This is a genomic window from Hymenobacter sublimis, from assembly GCF_023101345.1.
GTDB lineage: Bacteria > Bacteroidota > Bacteroidia > Cytophagales > Hymenobacteraceae > Hymenobacter > Hymenobacter sublimis.
In genome coordinates, this window is sequence record NZ_CP095848.1 from 1,457,044 (window position 1) to 1,476,994 (window position 19,951).

The following is a 19,951-nucleotide window of genomic DNA, read 5'->3' on the forward strand; positions in this document are numbered from 1 at the left end:
CTTTGGTGGAGTTAAAGCGGCTGCAAACAAGGTCACAAATTAAGAGAGTGTGCGCTGACTTGATGCATCGAAAAACTGCTTTACATCGAAGGCAAGGGGTATGTACTGTCTATAGTGCTATCAGTTTCTTAAGGTAATACTAGTCACAAATCAAGCGTATACTGCCTTTACAGGAGGAGCCATGTAGGTACAACTTTGTCGAAAGTAATTTCTTGTTTTCTGCTTCTGCCTTATGTGTTCCCCGCTCCCCCTCCTTGCTTTGTCGCTACTAGGCGCCTTGGTGCTGCCGGTTGACAGCCTCACCCAGCAGTCCGAAGATTCTACCCAGCTTGACCCCATTCCTGCTGCTGGCACAGTTACTGACCTACTGGCCGCTTAAAAAGTCGCCTCGCCGCGGGGGGCTGCTCTCCACTGTTTCGCTAGTCAAGCCCGTGGCCTCGCTAACCTACTACTGTATGCCGGGCCTGCAGCTTGCTCACTGCTACGACCTCAGCTTAAAAAGCAAGATGCGGCCAATTTTAGCGCCTGAAAACGGTGAGGCGCTGCCGGATGACGGTAGACAACTCGAATAAAAGAGCCTGATACTCTTAACGCTACCCGTGCCAGTAGAAAAAATATCGGGTGCCGGTGTACTTTCTGCCGAAATAGGTGCTTACCTTTGCCCCGGCGAGTCAGAACGACCAGCTCCTGTTGAACTCCCCCAGGACCGGAAGGTAGCAAGGGTAGACGGTTGAGCGGTGCGATTTTGGCTCGCTTTTTTTTATCACGGATGTAGGCGAATTCGTCGAATTGCACGGACTCGTTCTTTATCTGCCTAGTACCCGCAAGAGCCTTCTGCCGGAGGGCTCTTGTTGTGTTTCTGGCTCCTAGCCAACGGTGCGCCGTAAGCCAAACAGTATAAAATCCGCGCAATCCGAAAAATCCGTTTAATCCGTGATTAGCTTTGGGCATCGTTGTTCCCAATCTATTCGCATGAAATTTTTCATTGATACTGCCAACCTGAAGGAAATTCAGGAAGCTGTGGAGCTTGGTGTGCTCGACGGCGTGACCACCAACCCTTCGCTGATGGCTAAGGAAGGCATCAAAGGCACTGATGCCGTGATGGCTCACTACCAGCAAATCTGCGAAATCGTGGACGGCGACGTGTCAGCCGAAGTTATTGCCACTGATTTGGAAGGCATTATCCGCGAGGGCGAGGCGCTGGCGGAACTGCACCCCAATATTGTAGTGAAAGTGCCCATGATCCGGGACGGCGTGAAGGCCATTCGCTACTTCTCCGACAAAGGCATCAAAACCAATTGCACTCTGATTTTCTCGGCTGGGCAGGCCCTGCTGGCCGCTAAAGCCGGCGCTACCTACGTGTCGCCCTTCGTCGGCCGCCTCGATGACATCGGCCATGATGGGCTACTGCTGATTCAGCAGATCGTCGACATCTTCTCGAACTACGGCTACCCCACCCAGGTGCTGGCGGCTTCCGTGCGCCACGTGCCCCACCTGATTCAGTGTGCCGAGCTGGGCGCCGACGTAGTAACCTGCCCCCTGAACGTGATTACGGGCCTGCTTAACCACCCGCTCACCGACAAAGGCCTGGCTACCTTCCTAGCCGACCACAAGAAGGTGAATGGCTAGTACTCAATTAGGAATGAAGAATGAGGAATGGAAGAACATCAGACTCTTCATTCCTCATTCTTCATTCTTCATTCCTAATTCAATCATGTACATCATCAAAGTAAAAGGCAAGGCCAAGATTCCGGACTACATTCAGCTGCGGGATGAGCACTTCGTGCTTATTGCCTATTTCCGCGCCGACCGGCCCTTGAAGGACCTGCACCGCTACGGGCTGGAGGGCAAGGAAGTTGAACTGGCTACCGTCATTGAGGGGCTGGAGTTTGGCAAGCTGCAAAAGCTCGAACTGTAAGCTGCTTGTTGCCAAAGGATTCCGAGCGCTAGGGGAAAAGCTATTTCGCAAGCTTTTGCCGTAGCGCTCGGAATACGTGTTTCTGAAGCCTGCCCTGTATCTTCGCTTTCTATGCCTACCTCTGCCACGCCCGTTATTGAGTTGCACGACGCCTACATCATGCAGGATGTAAACACAGTGCTGCAAAAAGTCACGTTTACGCTGGAGAAAGGGGAGTTTGCATACCTGGTGGGTCGGACCGGGTCGGGGAAAAGCTCCCTGCTCAAAACGCTGTATGCCGATTTGCCACTGCCCGCCGGCTCCGGCACCGTAGCGGGTTTTCCTTTGCCCAAGCTCAGCAGCAGCGACAAGGTGCCTTTTCTGCGGCGCAAGCTGGGCATCATTTTCCAGGATTTTCAGCTGCTGTTCGACCGTTCCGTAGCCGACAACCTGCTGTTTGTGCTGAACGCCACCGGCTGGTCGGGGAAGGCGCGGAAGCAGCAGCGGATTTCTGAGGTGCTGATGCGGGTAGGCCTGGCCAATGCGGCCTCCAAGATGCCGCATCAGCTTTCCGGGGGCGAGCAGCAGCGGGTCGTCATTGCCCGGGCTTTGCTGAATGAACCCCTGTTGCTGCTAGCCGACGAACCCACCGGCAACCTTGACCCCGATGTGGCAGACAGCATCATGCGCCTGTTCGTGGAAATCAACAACGCCGGCACGGCCGTTCTGATGGCTACCCACAACTACCAGATCATCCGGCAGTATCCGCGGCGGGTGCTGAAGTGCGAGCAAGGCCAATTGCTCGACTCGGCCGTAGCTCCCTTCGAGCTGGCTCTGTAAGCTACTCAGTAGTGCTGCACAAGACTGGCCAGCGGTAAGTGGCCGGGCAGCACTAGCAGGAAAGTGCGCGAAAACCCCGATATTACGCTGCCTTCGGCATTTTGCTTCCTTCTTTTCTCGCAGCAGCATGACGGGCCTATCCGTGCTTATTCCGGTGTTCAACCACGATGTGCGGCCCCTGGTGCGCGCCCTGCTGGCCCAGGTCCCGAACTGGCGCGGCCCGGTTGATATTCACTGCCTCGACGATGGTTCTGATTCCATATATCGGCTGAAAAACCGGGAACTGGCGGCCCTACCCGGAGTAGAATACCACGAGTTGGAGTACAACGTGGGTCGGGCGGCCATTCGGAACCAGCTGGCTGCCGCTGCCCGCCAGGAGTGGCTCCTGCTGCTCGACAACGATAGTTTGCTACCTGACGCTCACTTTCTAGCCCGTTACGCAGCGGCCCGCACCCGGGCGCGGGTGCTGTCGGGAGGAACTATCTATGAGGCCTTGCCACCGCGGGAGGAGGCTCTGCGGCTGCGCTGGCTGTATGGGTGCCGCCGCGAGGCCCGGCCGGCTGCCGTGCGCCAGCAGGTGCCCCACGGGCAGCTTACCCTCAACAACCTACTGATCCGGGCCGAGGTATTTCGCCGCCTGGGCCTAGATGAGAGCCTGACCCGTTACGGGCACGAGGACACGAAGTTCGGGTGGCTGCTTCGTCATTCGGGCATTAGGGTAGTGCACCTGGATAACCCCGTGCTGCACAACGGTTTGGAGCCTGCTCCAGTATTCCTGCAGAAAAGCCACGACGCTGTACGCAACTTGGTGCAGCTTTACCGGGCCGAGGGCTTAGGTGCCGATACTCGGCTGCTACGGGCAGCACTTCGTTTGCAGCGCTGGGGGCTGAGCCATGCCGTGCGGGCTGCGTTTAGCCTGCGCCGGGAGCAAGTGCGCCGCAACCTGCTTTCCGGCCGCCCCAGCTTGCGCCAGCTGGATGCGCTGAAGCTGTACTGGTTGCTCAGTGAGCTGCACGGTAGCGCGCCCCCGCAGCCGGGAGGCAGCCGGGTGGCACAAAAAAGCGCCGACCCTTCCGTAGAAGAATCGGCGCTAAGACTAAAGAAAGAAGAAGCCTAGTCGTTGTCGGTGTTTTTAACTTCCGACTTCACTTCTTTGTAGGCGCCCTTCACGGCGCCTCCCACTTTCTTGCCCACTTTCGCGGCACCTTGACCTACATCTTTGCCGGCCTCTTTCACGTCATCAGCCGTGTTGCTGGCGGCCCGACCCACGGCCGAGCGCTCATCCTGCGTTTCGGCAGCTACGTTTTCCGCCCCGCGCTCCGTGGCGTCAGCGCCCTGGGCCACGCGAGCTTCGGCTTTATCGTAGGATTTAAAGGCAGCGTACTTCAGTTTTTCCTTCTGAATCTCGGCTAAGTCGCGGGCCGGAATGTCTTTCTTTACCTTGTCATAGGCTTCGTCGAGGGCCCGCCATTCGGCGTTGATGTTGCGCCAATCGTCGATGTCGTACTTGTTTTCGTTAACCTGGATGTCGCGCACAAACGCCTCGTACGTCTGGCGCGCGTTGGCGGCCGTGAGTTGGGCAGCCGGGTTGGTGGGCTTGTAATACTGGCCCATTTTCGTGCTGCCGGCGGTGGTGCTGGCCGAGCCCGACATGGCGCTGGTTACACCGGGACGGTTTTTCCAGGCCATTTCGCGCTTGTCGTAGGCCGTGGTGTAGCGCGTGCGCAACTGCTCAATTTCCTGGCGGCGGGCATCGTCGTAGCGGTCCGCGTACTTGTCTACGGCTGCTACCTTGGCATCAAAGTCAGACTTTAGCTGAGCCGTTTCCTGCTCGTAGTCAGCTTCGGCTTCGGAAGCGACGGCCTCGGTCTTTGTTTCCGTTTCCGAAACAAAGGTTTTGAAGTCGTTGTAAGCCTGGTCGGCATCAGCCGAAGCTTCGTTTTGCTGGTTCTGACTGCAACTGGTGGCAAGGGCGCCGCCGCCCAGCACGAGCAGGGCGGAAAGGGCGTTGGCGGTGAGGGTTTTCCTGAACATGGTGGTAGGGAAGGTAGGGAGAGGGAGAATATAGAAAGGCCACGATGTAGCCCGTGAGTTGCTTAACGCAACAGCTACTTTCCTGGTTACGCCCTGCCCCGTCCCTGGAGTTTCTGCTGCTCTTCTATCTTTGAAGCCTGCTTTTCCTTCTCTTTTTAGTGCTTTGTTCGTGTCGGTACCCCCTGTTTCGCATCCTCCCATTCACCTGCTCGACCTAGTGGCCCAGCACGCTCCGCTTCGGGCTGAGTTGGATGCCGCCGTGGCGCGTACCCTGGAGGAAGCGGCCTTTATTCAGGGGCCTGCCGTGGGCAAATTTGCTCAGGAGCTGAGCGTCTACCTCGGGGGCACCCACGTAGTACCCTGCGCCAATGGTACCGACGCCCTGCAGCTAGCCCTGATGAGCCTGCAGCTGCCGGCCGGAGCCGAGGTTATTGTGCCTGCTTTCACTTACGTAGCTACCCTGGAGGCGGCGGCCGTTCTGGGGCTGCGGCCCGTGCCGGTGGACGTGCTGCCCGGCACCTTTAACCTCGACCCCGCCGCCGTTGCCGCCGCCCTAACTTCCCGTACCGGCGCTGTAGTAGCCGTGCACCTGTTTGGGCAATGTGCTGATTTGGAGGTACTTCGCCATATGGCTGATGAGCGTGGAGTTGCCTTAATTGAGGATAACGCCCAGGCCATTGGCGCCCAGTTTACAGCTCGCAGCGGCGAAACCTGGTGGGCCGGCACGGTAGGGGAGGTAGGCACCACCTCCTTTTTCCCCAGCAAAAACCTTGGCGGCTTCGGCGACGGGGGAGCCTTGTTTACCCGCCACGCCGGGCGCGCCGCTACCCTGCGCCAGCTTGCCAACCACGGCCAGAGCCGCAAGTACCACCACGAGCAGATTGGCCTTAACTCCCGCCTCGACACCCTGCAGGCCGCCCTGCTCAGCGTAAAGCTGCGCTACCTCACGGAGTGGACCGCCGCCCGCCAGCAGGTAGCGGCCCAGTACGATGCGGCGCTGGCCCCGGTGTCCGGCGTAGAGGTGCCGGAGCGCGACCCCCGGAGTACGCACGTGTTCCATCAATACACCATAACCGTGGCCGACGAGCCCGGCCGGCGTGACGCGCTCCAGCAGCACTTGGCGGCCCACGGCGTGCCCAGCGCCGTGTATTATCCGGTGCCAGTGCATGCCCAGCCCGCCTACCAGTACCTAGGCTACCAAGCCGGGCAGTTTCCGGTGGCCGAGCGGTTGTGCCGCACGGTGCTGTCCTTGCCTATTCACCCTACGCTACGGCCTGAGCAGGTAGCCTACGTGGCAGAAGTGGTGCGCAACTGGGCAGAAGCATAGGCCGATTTTACTCGTCTTATAAAGCAGGCAACAGCGGCTCAAACCAGGTAGGTATTTTGCTGGCACTGTTTTTTCTTTTTCTCGTACTACCTCCGTCATATTATCCCCTCGTTGTACTATGCGTCCTTCCTTCCTGAAGTTTTTTCTTCCCCTGGCCGTGGTTGCCGGGCTGACCACGGCGGCCATCAACAAACCCCACCAGGGCATCAACCTGTTTTCCATCAACCAGGATATTGCCCTCGGGGCCCAGGTGGCTAAGCAAACCGACTCGCTTTACCGCGCCAAGGGGCAGCTGCTGGAACGCTCCCGTAACCCTCGTGCCTACCAGCTCCTCGATGGGGTAGTAAAGCGCGTCCTCGACAATGGCAACCTGAAGTACCGCACCCAGTTCCCCTGGGACGTGCAGATCATCAAGGATGACCAGACGCAAAACGCTTTTGCCACGCCCGGGGGCCACATTTATGTGTTTTCGGGGCTGATTAAATTTCTGGACAATGAAAACCAGCTGGCCGGGGTGCTGGGCCACGAAATTGCCCACGCCGACCGCCGCCACAGCACCCAACAGCTTCAGCAGCAGTACGGTACTAGCCTATTACTGGGCCTAATTTTGGGCAACCGCTCCTCCAACCAGCTGGTGCAAATTGCGGCCGGGTTGGGCCAGCTTAAATTCAGCCGCAGCTTTGAAACCGAAGCCGATAAGTACTCCACCATTTACCTCAACGGCACCCGCTACTACTCCTGCGACGGGGCCGCGGGCTTCTTCATCAAGGCCGAAAAGCAAGGTGCGGCGGGCACCCCCGAATTTCTGAGTACTCACCCCAATCCCGGCTCCCGCATCCAAAGCATTCAGCGCAGTGCCCAACAGCTAGGCTGCACCGGCAAAAACGTAAGCAACAATAACTTCAATGAGCTGAAGCGGCTGTTGTAACGTCACTGTACCCGCTTTCCGGTAAGGAAGCCCCTGGAGCCCGTAGTGCCATAGTAGGCGCTACGGGCTTTTTTGCATCGATAAGCCGTGGTTTTTTCGGAGCTTGCGGCGGCGCTGTTCCCGCCGCGTTTACTTCCTCTGCCTTGGCTGATTCTGGTGCTGCTGTTCGTTTCGTTATTTGTGGAGTGGGCCACATTGGCCGCCGGCACGCGGCGTTGGTGGCCCGCCATCCAGGCGCTACCCTCGTGGCCTTAGTCGATACAGACGCGGCGTTGGCTCCGGCATTGGCCACTGAATTTCCCGGCGTGCCGCTGTACTCTACTCTGGATGAATACTTTAGGAGCGGTTCTGACGCTGATGTATTAACTATAGCTACACCAAATTACCAGCATGCGCCGCAAGCTATAGCCGGTTTGCGAGCAGGGCTGCACGTCGTCGTTGAGAAACCCATGGCCTTGTGCAAAGTAGATGCAGAAGCCATTGTGCACGCAGCGGCACAAATGAACCGGCTGGTGTTTGGGGTGATGCAGAACCGCTATTCGCCGCCGGCCGCCTGGCTCAAGCAACTCTACGAGACGGGTAAATTGGGACAGGTGTATTTGGTGCAGCTCAATTGCTTTTGGAACCGTGACGCCCGCTATTACCGCCCCGGCGGCTGGCGCGGCACCCAGGCTCAGGATGGGGGCACGCTGTTTACTCAGTTCAGTCATTTCGTTGACTTGCTGTACTGGGTATTCGGCGACGTTACCAATATCTCGGCCCGCTTCCGCGACTTCAACCACCAGAACCTCACGGAGTTCGAGGATAGCGGCCTGGTAACCTTCGACCTCGTGCGCGGGGGTAGCGGCACGCTCCAGTACAGCACGGCCGTCTGGGACCGAAACCTGGAAAGCTCCCTGACGGTAGTCGCCGAGCACGGCAGCCTCCGCCTCGGCGGCCAATACCTCGACAAAGTGGACTACTGCCACCTGCGCGACTACCAACTGCCTCCGCTACCCCCTACCAACCCTGCGAACAACTACGGCTCTTATCAGGGTAGCGCGGCCAACCACGTGCAGGTAATTGAAAACGTAGTCGACACCATTCAAAACCGCAGCTGTGCCACCACTAATGCCCTGGAAGGCCTGAAGGTGGTCGAAATAATTGAGCGCATCTATAGCTTGCGCCAGCCCTCAGCCTCTGATTAAGCATCATCCATGAACTACCTATTTCCGGCGCTAGGTTGCGCTTTGCTCCTGGCCGGCTGCTCCGCCGATTCTGAAAAACGGGCCGTGCAGGCTCAGAATACCCCACCACCACCGCCAACGGCCAGCGCCGTCAGCTCCCGCGGCCGTGACACTGTGCTTACGGGGCAGGAATTTTCCACCCGGGTCTATGTGGATCCGCGGGTGCTGACTGCCATTGCTCCGGCTGAAAGCAAGCCGCGTACAATCCGCATCACGTACCGTCCTTCCCTAGAAAGCCCCGCCTACGACACGGCAGTAATGGTTGGCGACACCGGCATCGTGCGGTTCACCCCAACTGCGAAGAATGTTAAATCAGGCGAAATAAAGGCCCACGAGTGGATGTACAAGGTTGAGCTTGATTACAATGAGCGTTATCCTGGCCCCGATACCATCTTTATGAACCGGGAGATTCTGTATCTTCAAGGCAAGCCGTAGACTAACCTTGTGTACGTGGCGGAAGCACCTTTTCGTATGGCTGCACTAGAAGAACCGGCGCTTACGGAACTGCGCGCCTGGCAGCGCCGCATGCAGCAGAAGCCTACCTTGCTAGGTCGCCTGACGCGGCGGGCCCAGGCTCGGCTCAATGCCTTGCTACCAGAGAAGGTGCACGCGGCCATTACAGCGGCCATTAAGCAAACGGTGCGCGGGGTGCTCTTCGGCTCCACGCACACCACTCGCCGCCCGGAGGCAACAGCCACAATGGCCGAGCGCGAGGCGGCCGTGCGCAGCACCCTGCGCTACTACCGCAACACGGCTGCCGCCGAAGGTGCCGTTACCGGGGCCGGTGGCTTCCTGCTCGGGCTGGCCGACTTTCCGCTGCTGCTGGGCCTGAAGCTGAAATTTCTGTTCGACGTAGCGGCGCTGTATGGCTACGATGTGCGCGACTATACTGAGCGCCTGTTTTTGCTTCACATCTTTCAACTGGCGTTCAGCAGCCAGCACACTCGCAACGACGTGTACCAGCGCGTGGCCAACTGGGACGCTTACCGCCACACCCTGCCCACCGACGTGCACGAGTTCGACTGGCGCACCTTCCAACAGGAGTACCGCGACTACATCGACCTGGCCAAGATGGCCCAGCTGGTGCCCGTCATTGGGGCCGCCGTGGGCGCCGTGGCCAACTACCGCCTGCTAGAGCAACTCGGCGATACGGCCATGAACTGCTACCGCCTGCGGTGGCTACACGCCGCCAACGAAGCTACCCCTGCTACCCCTATTCCCGCGACCTGAACAGCTCAATGAATGCTGGTCCCACTTGGCTTAAAGCGAGTACACGCGGATGCTACACCAACAAAAAAGCCCCGTCTCCTGTAAGGAAACGGGGCTTTTTTAGGGAACGACAGGTTTAGCTTTTGGCTTTGCGCTGCTCGTGCTGGCCTTTGTGCTTAGCCTGCTTTTGCGCCTGCAGCTGCGCATACTTAGTGTACTGCTCGGCGCTCAGAATTTGCTTGAGCTGAGCTTCGTACCGATCCTTGCTGGCTTTCATGGCCTGGTGGCGCTGCTGCTTATTGGCAGCCGAAGCAGTTTGGGTGCGCTGGGCCTGCATTTCCTGGAAACGGGCCAGGTGCAGCTGGCGCACCTGCTCGGTTTGGGCCGCCGTGAGGCCGAGCTTCTGGCTTAGGCTCTTGGCTTTTTGCTCGGCGCGCTGCTCGGGCGTTTTGTTGGCTTTGGCGCCCTTTTGGTGCTGGCCGTGGGCCGCTTTTACGGGCGTAGTCTGGGCTGAGGCGGCCGCAGCGGAAAAGGAGAAAGCGGCGAAGAGAACGAGGAGCTTTTTCATGGCTATGTTGGATAGGTTAAATTCAGTGAAAGAAGCAGGCCGTGGTCCGGAACAGGCTTTTGTGCTTCTGCTACGTCAGTAGGCAACTCAGATGCCAACTTTGACCAGAAGGGGGGCTTAACAGGTTCTGAAAAAATTTAAATTTTTAAGTTAAACCTTGCCCAGGAAAATACATCGTTGCGTGTAAGGTGCTTGCAGGCAAGTAGTTAGTAGGCAAAAAGCGTAGTTGTTTTGTTCGTCGCCTGGGTCCTGAGCCAGGCCGGTAGGTAGGGTAAACCGGGCGTTGAGCTTCTCGTTTGCAGGACCCGCATTCCGGTTCTACCTTTGCCCCATCAATTCTTTCTAGCCCAAAGGATTGTTTTTATACAGAGGCGCTGAGAGACAGGCTCACTGACGCGTCGGCAACCATCCGCAACTGCTGGAACGGTGCCAATTCCTGACCATATAAAAACAACAAGCCGTGGACTTTTGCCCCTGCCGTCGTGCCCGTTTCGTAGTTTTTACCGCTCGCTTCCGCGCGTCTGCTCGGGAGCAGCGGTGGTGTGGCAGCGGGTGTTGTTGCTGCTGAAGTTAAGTCGCCTACCCGCGTAACCGGCATGGCTACCTGGCCTAAACAGGTAGTAGTGAGGTTGCCCGTGGTTTTTCTCTGGGGATGTGGCTTCGGTCTAAGAGCCGCTTAGTTGTCGGCTTGCATTTTTTGCGCACCGCCACAGCCTAGTTTAATAACCAAGCGGACTCAGTGCGCAATGCCTTCCGTCGGCACCTGGGGTGGTCCTACAACCGAACTCTTTTTTACCAGCCAACCAGGAAGTTGGCGCTTGCTTTTTATGCTCAAAAAATCATTGGAACTGCTACGGCAGGAGGCGGCCGAAACTGGCGCCCACACCCTAAAACGAAGTCTGGGCGGCTTCAGCCTAATTGCCATTGGCATTGGGGTAATTATCGGCGCGGGCCTGTTTTCGCTGACTGGCATTGCTGCCGCCAACAATGCCGGTCCGGCCGTGACGCTCTCGTTTGTGGTAGCCGCCGTGGGGTGCGCCTTCTCGGCCCTGTGCTACGCTGAGTTTGCCGCCATGGTGCCCGTGGCTGGCTCGGCCTACACCTACGCCTACGCTACCATGGGCGAGCTGTTTGCCTGGATTATCGGGTGGGACTTGATTCTGGAATACTCTGTGGGGGCGGCGGCCGTGTCCATTAGCTGGTCGCAGTATCTGCTGAAGTTTCTAAGCAAGTACAACATTCACCTGCCCCCGCAGCTGGTGATGTCGCCGTTCGAGACGGCCAAGCTGGCCAACGGCACCGAAGTACATGGTCTGGTAAATATTCCGGCCATGCTTATTGTGCTGGTTATCACACTGATTGTAGTGCGCGGCACTAAAGGCTCAGCGTGGTTTAACGCCATTGTGGTTACGCTGAAAGTGTCGGTGGTGCTCGTGTTCATTGCTTTGGGGTGGCAGTACATTGACCCCGCCAACTACCAGCCGTACATTCCGCAGAATACGGGGGAGTTCGGGGAGTTTGGTTGGAGCGGGATTCTGCGCGGAGCGGGCGTGGTGTTCTTCGTATTCATCGGCTTTGACATTGTGGCCACCATGGCCCAGGAAACCAAGAATCCACAGAAAAACATGCCCATCGGCATCATCGGCTCTCTACTGATTTGTACGGTGCTGTTTGTACTGTTTGGACACGTACTCACGGGCCTGGCCAACTACACCGAGTTCAAGAACAGCGCCGCTCCCGTAGCCATTGCCATCGAGAAAACGCCCTACGCTTGGCTTTCGTCGGCCGTTATTCTGGCCATCATCATCGGCTATACCTCCGTGATTCTGGTGGATTTGCTGGGCCAGACTCGCGTGTTTTTTGCCATGGCCAAGGATGGGCTGCTGCCGCCGGTGTTTGCGCGCGTGCACGAGCGGTTCGGCACGCCCCTACAATCGGGGCTGCTGCTGGGCTTGTTTATTGCCCTATTCGCTGGATTCGTGCCCATTGCCGTAGTTGGCGAAATGACATCTATCGGCACTTTGCTGGCCTTCGTGATGGTGTGCATCGGCGTGCTCATCATGCGCAAGAAAGAACCCAATGCCCCCCGCGGCTTCCGCACGCCGCTGGTGCCGCTGGTGCCCATCTTGGGCATCCTGACCTGCTTGGTAATGATGGTGTCCCTGCCCTGGGAAACCTGGTTGCGCCTGGCCGTGTGGCTGGCCATCGGGCTGGCTATCTACTTCGGCTACGGCAAGCGGCACAGCAAGCTAGGGCAAGAAGCGCGGCGGCAAGTCGCGTAGATACGGCTCTCAACCACATAAAAAAGCCTCACCGGTTTATCGGTGAGGCTTTTTTATGTGGTTTCATATACGTCGGGTTCTACATAAACACCTTCCGCAGGGCCCACACACTCCACACAATCACCATCAGGCCCACGCCCACGAACATCCAGCGGACCGGAATGCGGCCGGCCAGGCGGGCGGCTAGAGGAGAAGCGGCCACGCCGCCCACAATTAGGCCCAAAATAATCTGCCAGTGCGAGATGCCTAGGGTAGCAAAAAACGTGACGGCGCTGGCAAACGTGACGAAAAACTCCGTGACGCTGACCGAGCCGATAACGTACTGTGGGGTGCGGCCGCCGGCAATGAGCGTGCTGGTTACCAACGGCCCCCAGCCACCGCCGCCAAACGAATCCAGAAAGCCGCCGGCCGCGGCCAGCAACCCTAGCTTCTTGTGCTTCTGGCGCGGGCCGGGCTGGGAAAAGGCCTTGGAGATGATGCGCACACCTAGCAGCAGCAGGTACACCGCCAGCAACGGCTTGACGTAGGCCGCATAGGTTTCCCCGAATTTCGAGAGCAGGTAGGCACCGGTAATGGCCCCTAGCACGCCCGGAATCAAGAGCACTTTGAACAGGCGCTTGTTCACGTTGCCGAAGCGGTAGTGGTGGTAGCCCGAAGCCCCGCTGGCAAACATTTCGGCCGTATGAATGCTGGCACTCACCGCCGCCGGGGAAATATTCAGGCTCATTAAACTAATGGCCGTAACTACCCCGTAGCCCATGCCCAGCAGCCCGTCAATCAGCTGCGCCCCGAACCCAATGACCACAAACAGCCAGAATGTGTTCGAATGGGTAGCGGCGCCCCACACCTGCTGCCAGGTGAAGTAGTAGGAGAGAATGTTGAACACTAGCATGGCCGCAAACGCCAGCAGCGCCGTGGTAGCAATGCGCCGCCACCGCGCCGCCGCCGGCGACTCGTAGGCCGGCCCGCCCGTCAGCTCGGCCGTAACGGCGTTCAGGGACTTCACTTTGTGGGCGAAGTCGCCGCCAACCTTGTCTCGGATGATGGACATGCGCTGGAGCACGTCGTGTAGCTCATCGGGGAGGGCTTGGGTGAGCATTTCGCGCAGACGCTTGGCAATGGTGGGCGACTTGCCGTTGGTGCTGATGGCAATTTTTAGGTCGCCTTTCTGCACAATGGAGCCCAGGTAGAAGTCGCAGGCCTCGGGCGTGTCGGCCACGTTGCAGAGCAGGCGCTGACGGGTAGCATCGGACTTGATGCTGAGATTCAGGGTCTTATCGTTGGTAGCTACAATCACCAAGTCGTGGCCGACAAGGTCGGTGGTGTGGTAGGGCTGCTCCCGCAACTGCACCAGCGGGTGGCGGGCGGCCAGGGCTTTTAGCTCCGGCGAAAACCAGGTAGCCACCACCGTTACCGCGGCCGCCGGACTGTTCGAGAGCAAGGCCGCGAGTTTTTCATGCCCGACGTAGCCCCCGCCCACCAGTAGTACGTGCAGCTGCTCGAGCTTCAGAAAGACGGGAAACAGCCGGTTGCTCGTGTGCGGCGGCGGTTCCGGCTGGGGAAGAAGTTCGTTAGAAAGAGGCATTGGTTGGTGTTGGTTGGAAAGGAGGTAGGGGCAGGAGGCAGTATAGAATAAGTCGAATGTCATTCCGCGCTTGCCGAGGAATCTCTCGTGCTGACGTCGCCAAACTAATCTGATTACTAGTGAGCAAGATTCCTTGGCAAGCGCGGAATGACGTTCAGGTGGTCACCTGACGAGCAGGTTCCTACTCATGAAAATTCAGGCCGCTGGTGGTGGCCTGCACGTAGCCCCGCCGAACCATGAAGTCACCGAAGTGCTCCTGGGGCTGGCGGTTCTGGGCGTAATCGGCGAAAAGCGGGGTGAGTTCGGCCACAATGCCGTCCTCGTCCAACATTTCCTTGTAGAGCTTGTTCATCCGCTCCCCGTTGAAAGCGGCGCCGAGGTAGAGGTTGTAGCGGCCCACGGCGCGGCCCACCAACCCGATTTCCCCCAGGTAGGGCCGGGCGCAGCCGTTGGGGCAGCCCGTCATCCGAATGAGAATGTCGTCGTGGGTGAGGTTGTGAGAAGCCAGGATAGGCTCCAATCTATCAATAAGTTGCGGAATGTAGCGTTCCGCTTCAGCAAAAGCCAAAGAGCACGTGTTCAGGGCCACGCAGGCCAGCGCGCCGCGCCGCAGGCCCGAGGACGTGGCCACGGCCACGCCATACTGGGCCAGAATGGTTTCAATCGTGAGGCGGTCTTCGGGGGCCACGTTGGCTAGCACTAGGTTCTGGTTGCCGGTCAGGCGGAAGTCGCCGCGGTGGAAGGCGGCAATTTCGCGCAGGGCGGTTTTGAGCTGGTGGCCAGGCCGGTCGGCCACACGGCCGCCTTCCACGAAAAGGGTGAGGTGGTGGGCACCGTAGGGGCCCTGGCTCCACCCGAAGGCGTCGCCGGAGCTCTTGAACTCATAGGCCCGCACGGGTTCCAAGGTAAAGCCTAGCCGTTGGTCCAGCTCGGCCTTGAACACGTCGAGGCCCACGCGGTCCAGGGTGTATTTGAGGCGGCTGAACTTGCGGTTTTCGCGGTTGCCCCAGTCGCGCTGAATGGTGACTATCTTCTCGCACACGTCCACTACCTTATCAGCAGGCACAAACCCGATGAGGCTGGCCAGGCGAGGGTAGGTTTCGGGCATGCCGAAGGTCATGCCCATGCCGCCACCCACGGCCACGTTGAAGCCCACGAGCTGGCCTTTTTCCTCGATGGCAATCAGGCCCAGGTCGTTGGCAAAGATGTCGGTGTCGTTGTGGGGCGGAATGGCCAGGGCAATTTTGAACTTGCGGGGCAGGTAGGTTCGGCCGTAAATCGGCTCGGCGTCTTCTTCGCCCTCATTCGGCACGCTGCTGAACTTAGATTCGCCATTGAGCCACAGCTCCCAGTAGGCCGAGGTGCGCGGGGTAAGGTGGGTGCTGATTTGCTTCGAAACCTCATACACCGCCGCGTGCACCTGGCTTTCGTGCGGGTTGGGGTTGCACATCACGTTGCGATTCACGTCGCCGCAGCCGGCAATGCTGTCCAGCAGGGCATCATTGAAGCCCTGGATGGTTTTCTTGAGGTTGCGCTTGAGCACGCCGTGCAGCTGGAAGGCCTGGCGGGTGGTAAGCTTGAGCGTGCCGTTGCCGTAGTGGTCGGCCAGCTCGTCCATGCGCGTCCACTGGGCTGGGGTAGCAATGCCGCCCGGCACCCGCACCCGAATCATGAGCGAGTACAGGGGCTCCAGCTTCTGGCGCTTTCGCTCCGAGTCCAGGTCGCGGTCCGTTTGCTGGTAGGAGCCGTGGAATTTGATCAGGTGGGTATCGTCGGGGTAGAGGGCGCCAGTAATGGGGTTTACCAGGCTTTCGGCCAGGGTGCCGCGCAGGTAGTTGCTGGCGTGCTTGACGTGCTCTACTTCGGAAAGTTTGGGAGTATCAGCCATGAGGTTACGGGGCAGAAGTTGGGGTAGTCGGTGCCGGCGGCGGGGTAGGCCGCAGGTCGAAGTTGTGGAAGTAAAACACCCGAATGGTGTGCTGATTGCGGTAGGTGCTACCAGCGGGCAGCTGCTGAAACAGGTGCATGTAGCCCCCGTGCAGCTGGGCGTGCGGGTTCAGTTGGTACACCAGGCCGGCAAACAGCCGGTTCTGGTCGAAGTAATTGAGGCGAATCTCCTGGCCGAAATTCATCATCACTTCGTTGTTGAGCAGAAACTGCAGCCCGCCGGGCGTAAAGCCCTTGTTGGTGAGGGGCAGAAACAGCGCCGCGTTGTAGCGGGCGCGGTAGTTGAAGTTGAAATCATCGGTGCGCTCGGTGCCCCCCTGAATGATGCGCCGGAACCGCTCATCTAGCCGCACCCACTGCATCAGGCGGGCCTGCGGAAACTTGGTAAACCACTGCACCTGCTGCCAGGGCCGGTGTTCTGCCTGGCTGATGGTGCGGGTGCCCTCGGCAAAGTGGTGCACGTAGGCGTAGCCGGCCGTCAGGCGCACATCATCGGTGAGGTAGTAGGTCAGGCCCACCCGCGTCAGGCCCTGGGCGAGGTCACGCACGTAGTGGTCGTGCAGGCGCAGTTGCAGGTCGGTCCAGGTGCCCCAGCGCGGCGAAAAGCGGGTTTGGTTGAACACACCGACCCAGGTTTGCTGCTCGCGCACGTACTGCTTCTGCGCTCGTAGGGGCGAGGTCAGCAGCAGGAGGAAGCACAGGAGAGGTAGGAGGTGTTTCATGGCTAGTTCTAGTCGCCTTACCCCAACCCCTCTCCGGAAAAGGAGAAGGGCTCTAGTCTTAGCTTTCTAAAAGCTTTTAGAGCTAGTTCCTCCTCCCTGCGGGAGAGGGGGCAACGGGGAGAGGCTGGAGTGAGGGGGCTACCGCAGCACGGTGTTATCAAAGGTGAGGGCCACGTAGTACAGCCCACCGATGGTAGGGCCGGCGGCGTACTGGAAGTAGCGGTTGTTGAAGAGGTTAGCGCCGCCCACTTTGATGGTGGATTTCAGACTGGGCACGCGCACGTTCACTTGGGCGTCCACGGTTTGGTAGGCGGGCACCCGGCCGTTGGCCAGGGGGCTTTCCCAGGTGAAGGTGCTCTGGCGGCGCCACACCACGTTGAAGCCCACATTGCGCACGATTTCGCGGTTGCCGAAGTTCACGTTCGTTACCCAGTGCGGGGTGTTGAAGCCGGTCACGAAGATGTCGGCGTCCTTGTTGTCAGACAGGGCGTTGTAGTTAACGTTACCGCCCACCGTGAACTTCTGGTAAAAGTTGTAAGTCAGGCCCAGGGTGGAGCCGTAGCTGTGGTAGTTGTTGCGGGCGTTGGTGTACACGCGGTACCGGTCCTGGCGGGCGGCGCGGTTGGTGGCCAAAGCGGCCAGTACGGCGTCATCGGAACCTACCGTCACCTGCTGACCACTAGTATTTTTGGGCACGCTTACTTCCACTTGGCCCAGGAAGCCGGAGTAGATGTTGTAGTAGGCGTCGGCGTCGATGGACAAGCGGTTGTCCAGCAGCACACTACGGTAGCCCACCTCGTAGGCGTTAATCTGCTCGGGCTGCTCGGTGGGTAGGTTACCGACTTGCAGCAGACTACGGATTTCGGGGCGCAGGGCCGCCTGCGAAGCCGTGGTGCCGGTGTTGGCGGCCACGTAGGCATTCACGGCGGCGTTGAAGGTAGAAATCGAGGCCAGCGTGTAGGAGTTGTCGAGGTAGTTGAGGCCTTCGTTCACGCGGGCCAGGCCGCCCACCCGGCGCACGTTGCCATTGTTCACGAAAGACAACGCCTCAAACAGCGAGGGGAAGCGCCAGCCGTTCTGGTAGGACGCCCGGAAGTTGTGCTTGGCTGCCAGCGTGTACACGGCCGCCAGGCGCGGGTTCAGCTTAGGGTCGAACTCAGGGTTGTAGTCGAGGCGGAGGGAGGCGGTGAGCTTCAGGCGGTCCTGGAGCAGCAGCTTGGTAGCCTGCCCGAAGCCGCCCACTTTCTTGTAATACTGGTTGCTGCCGCCGGGCTGGGTGCGCTCCGAGAGGGGGCGGCTGAAATCCACGAAGTTGTTGCCGTCGGGGATGACCTCGTACAGGCGGGCATCGGCGCCCACCACCACATCCAGGAACTTCACCCGCTCGCCCAGGTTCCAGAGCACATCGGTGTGGTAGGTGCGGCTGCGCTGGGTAAGGGCGGCCCCGCCGGGAATGGGCGCGCCGGGCACGTTCACGCCGCTGTCCCAGTTGTTGGTGCTGGTAATCTGATTCTTAAGCGCATTGAACTCCGGCGTGCCGGGCACGGCGCGGCCGGCATCAGCCACGGTGCGGGCTTGGCGCATGGCCTCGGCCAGGGGTGCGCCGGCGCCCAGTTGGCTCTGCAATTCCGTGCGGAACTTGGCGCCCCAGGACGCGTTGGAGCCGTTTTGAAGGTCCAGATTCAGGGCCAGGGGGTTGAGGTTGTAGGAGTCGCCGGTGTTTTCTACTAGCATATAGGCACGGGCCGTGAAATCCTGGCCGCGCAGCTCCAGCTTGTGGTTTTGCACCGTCACGCCATCCAGCTGAATCTTGTTGCCGCGCTGAAATACGCCATCCATGAGCCCAAACCGGTAGCCGTAGCTCAGCTCCATTTTGTCGGTGAGCTTGTAGTGCAGACTGGCATCGGCCTTGATATTGCGCACGATGGGGTTCACCAAATCCCGCTCGTAGTAGCCCGTGCGGCGGATATTAAAGGTTTCGTTGCGACCCTGGTAGGGGATGGTGATGCTCACGTTGCCCGCGTTATCGTCGCCGTAGCGGTTCCAAAGGTCGGCGGCCGGGTTGTTGGCCCCGCTCAGCTCCGGGAAGCGCGGATTGGCGGAGGACAGGTTCTGGGGGTTTTGGTCGTTCTGGGTGTCAGAAAGCCAATCGGTGCCGCGCAAATAGCTCAGATTCAGTTTATAGGCCCAGCGCTGCGCGCCGCCCAAGGCCTGGGCCCAGCGCACGGCCGTTTCCGTGAGCACGCTCGGGTCCCGGTCTTTGCCATCCACGTGGTTTACGCCTACCTTCTGGTACACGCTCAGGCCCTGGTAAGCGAAGGGGCTTTTGGTGCTGAGGTTGGCCATGCCGTTGATGGCGTTCATGCCATATAGGGCCGAGGCCGCGCCGGGCGTAATTTCCACGCTGGCAATATCCAGCTCCGTGGGCCCGATGGCGTTGCCCAGGGGCACCCCGAGGGTAGCCGCCTGCATATCCACCCCATCCACCAGCTGCATAAAGCGGAAGTTGTTGGGGATGTTAAAGCCGCGGGTGTTGGGTACTTTGAAGGTCAGCGAGGAGGTAGTCATCTGCACGCCCTTCACGTTTTCCAGCGCGTCATAAAAGCTCGGCGCGGGCGTTTCCTTGATGGCCCGAATATCCAGCTTCTCAATGGCTACCGGCGAGGTCAGCCGGCTCTCCTCCACCCGCGACGCCGACACGACTACCTCATTCATCGCCACTGCCTTCGACTCCAGTTGGATGGCAATGGGCTGACTGCCGCTGGCAATTTCCAGCTCCCGAGCCTCATAACCCAGGATGTTGAACACCAGCGTAAACGGGAACCGCAGCTTGGCCTTAAGCGCAAACTGCCCGTCGCCGTCGCTGAGCGTACCGGCCGAGCCACCCTTCACGCTGATGCTCACGCCCGGCAGCGGCTGCTGGGTACCTTTCTCTCGAACGGTCCCGCTAATGGAAATCAAAGCCTCCTGGGCGTGAAGGGAGGTAGTACTGGCGAGGAATACGGCCGGTAGCAGGAGGGAAGCGTATGCGTGCTTCATCACTAGTCTGATAAGATTCTGGAAGGAAGAGGAGGTAGGAGCAGGCTTTTGCTGGGAAAAAACCTGCGGAGATACAGGCCGCGAAATGCGCAGAAACGGAGCAGCTACTCGCGTTAGGCTCGCGGCAGCAGTTACCGGCTACAACATCGTCTTGGCAGAAGGCGCATCATTGGAGTAGTGAGGAAGAGGGGTGTTAGCTGATAAGAGGTGTTGTCAGGCCGTCATACTGAGTATGTGGCGCATCAAGCCAGGGTGCGTAGCCGAAGTCGAAGCATCTCTACCGCTTTGTTGTGCTGCTGGGTGGACCCCACCCCAACCCTTCCCCGGTGGGGAGGGGCTTCGGTTAC

Annotated in this window: 17 protein-coding genes, 1 other RNA gene and 1 riboswitch; of the genes, 12 read left to right on the forward strand and 6 right to left on the reverse strand. The window is 59.3% G+C overall.

The genetic code is table 11. From position 1 onward, the window contains the following. The first annotated feature begins 232 nt into the window (after positions 1-232). From MWH26_RS06130 to MWH26_RS06155, 6 genes are all read left to right on the forward strand, one after another. Complete coding sequence (locus MWH26_RS06130; RefSeq protein ID WP_247976498.1) at positions 233-379, forward strand: hypothetical protein; 147 nt, start codon at positions 233-235, stop codon at positions 377-379. Positions 380-663: 284 nt separating this feature from the next. Next, an RNA gene (gene ffs / locus MWH26_RS06135) (signal recognition particle sRNA small type) lies at positions 664-760 on the forward strand. Positions 761-972: 212 nt separating this feature from the next. Continuing rightward, the gene (fsa, locus tag MWH26_RS06140) at positions 973-1,629 is read left to right on the forward strand and encodes a fructose-6-phosphate aldolase (RefSeq protein WP_247976499.1); all 657 of its coding nucleotides are present in this window, start codon (positions 973-975) and stop codon (positions 1,627-1,629) included. An 85-nt stretch (positions 1,630-1,714) separates the two neighbouring features. Beyond that, the gene (locus MWH26_RS06145) at positions 1,715-1,918 is read left to right on the forward strand and encodes a fructose-6-phosphate aldolase (RefSeq protein WP_244695764.1); all 204 of its coding nucleotides are present in this window, start codon (positions 1,715-1,717) and stop codon (positions 1,916-1,918) included. 111 nt (positions 1,919-2,029) lie between these two features. Beyond that, on the forward strand, positions 2,030-2,737 hold the full coding sequence (locus MWH26_RS06150; RefSeq protein ID WP_247976500.1) for a cell division ATP-binding protein FtsE: 708 nt from the start codon (positions 2,030-2,032) through the stop codon (positions 2,735-2,737). Between the two features lie 127 nt (positions 2,738-2,864). Further along, a complete protein-coding gene (locus MWH26_RS06155) occupies positions 2,865-3,854 on the forward strand; it encodes a glycosyltransferase family 2 protein (protein WP_247976501.1) in 990 nt (329 codons plus the stop codon). Here MWH26_RS06155 and MWH26_RS06160 read toward each other — a convergent pair. Further along, on the reverse strand, positions 3,851-4,771 hold the full coding sequence (locus tag MWH26_RS06160) for a DUF6565 domain-containing protein (protein ID WP_247976502.1): 921 nt from the start codon (positions 4,769-4,771) through the stop codon (positions 3,851-3,853). The genes MWH26_RS06155 and MWH26_RS06160 overlap by 4 nt on opposite strands. A 169-nt stretch (positions 4,772-4,940) precedes the next feature. Here MWH26_RS06160 and MWH26_RS06165 point away from each other — a divergent pair, with 169 nt between their 5' ends. The 5 genes from MWH26_RS06165 to MWH26_RS06185 all read left to right on the forward strand — a co-directional run bounded on the left by MWH26_RS06165 (position 4,941) and on the right by MWH26_RS06185 (position 9,482). Continuing rightward, on the forward strand, positions 4,941-6,098 hold the full coding sequence (locus tag MWH26_RS06165) for a DegT/DnrJ/EryC1/StrS family aminotransferase (protein WP_247976503.1): 1,158 nt from the start codon (positions 4,941-4,943) through the stop codon (positions 6,096-6,098). 118 nt (positions 6,099-6,216) lie between these two features. Continuing rightward, complete coding sequence (locus MWH26_RS06170; RefSeq protein WP_247976504.1) at positions 6,217-7,026, forward strand: M48 family metalloprotease; 810 nt, start codon at positions 6,217-6,219, stop codon at positions 7,024-7,026. Between the two features lie 143 nt (positions 7,027-7,169). Then, positions 7,170-8,213 (forward strand): Gfo/Idh/MocA family protein, encoded by a 1,044-nt coding sequence (locus tag MWH26_RS06175; protein WP_247976505.1) that lies wholly within the window; start codon positions 7,170-7,172, stop codon positions 8,211-8,213. A gap of 9 nt (positions 8,214-8,222) precedes the next feature. Beyond that, positions 8,223-8,687, forward strand: a complete 465-nt coding sequence (locus MWH26_RS06180) for a hypothetical protein (RefSeq protein WP_247976506.1) — start codon at positions 8,223-8,225, stop codon at positions 8,685-8,687. A gap of 36 nt (positions 8,688-8,723) precedes the next feature. After that, complete coding sequence (locus MWH26_RS06185) at positions 8,724-9,482, forward strand: EcsC family protein (RefSeq protein ID WP_247976507.1); 759 nt, start codon at positions 8,724-8,726, stop codon at positions 9,480-9,482. A gap of 115 nt (positions 9,483-9,597) precedes the next feature. Here the strand turns inward: MWH26_RS06185 and MWH26_RS06190 are convergent, their stop codons facing one another. After that, positions 9,598-10,029, reverse strand: a complete 432-nt coding sequence (locus tag MWH26_RS06190; protein WP_247976508.1) for a DUF4890 domain-containing protein — start codon at positions 10,027-10,029, stop codon at positions 9,598-9,600. 358 nt (positions 10,030-10,387) lie between these two features. After that, a riboswitch (SAM riboswitch) is annotated at positions 10,388-10,480 on the forward strand. 376 nt (positions 10,481-10,856) lie between these two features. Between MWH26_RS06190 and MWH26_RS06195 the strand changes: the two genes are divergently transcribed. Beyond that, positions 10,857-12,311 carry an amino acid permease gene (locus MWH26_RS06195; RefSeq protein WP_247976509.1) on the forward strand — a complete coding sequence of 485 codons (1,455 nt, stop codon included), beginning with the start codon at positions 10,857-10,859 and terminating at the stop codon, positions 12,309-12,311. 79 nt (positions 12,312-12,390) lie between these two features. Here the strand turns inward: MWH26_RS06195 and MWH26_RS20190 are convergent, their stop codons facing one another. The 4 genes from MWH26_RS20190 to MWH26_RS06220 form a co-directional block, all read right to left on the reverse strand. After that, positions 12,391-13,896: a TSUP family transporter gene (locus MWH26_RS20190; protein ID WP_311136884.1), complete on the reverse strand. Its 1,506-nt coding sequence runs from the start codon at positions 13,894-13,896 to the stop codon at positions 12,391-12,393. A 181-nt stretch (positions 13,897-14,077) separates the two neighbouring features. Beyond that, the gene (locus MWH26_RS06210) at positions 14,078-15,784 is read right to left on the reverse strand and encodes an NADPH-dependent assimilatory sulfite reductase hemoprotein subunit (protein WP_247976510.1); all 1,707 of its coding nucleotides are present in this window, start codon (positions 15,782-15,784) and stop codon (positions 14,078-14,080) included. A 4-nt stretch (positions 15,785-15,788) separates the two neighbouring features. After that, positions 15,789-16,565, reverse strand: a complete 777-nt coding sequence (locus tag MWH26_RS06215; RefSeq protein ID WP_247976511.1) for a DUF2490 domain-containing protein — start codon at positions 16,563-16,565, stop codon at positions 15,789-15,791. Between the two features lie 138 nt (positions 16,566-16,703). Continuing rightward, entirely contained in the window at positions 16,704-19,604 is a 2,901-nt protein-coding gene (locus tag MWH26_RS06220) for a TonB-dependent receptor (protein ID WP_247976512.1), read from the reverse strand. Between the last annotated feature and the right edge of the window lie 347 nt (positions 19,605-19,951).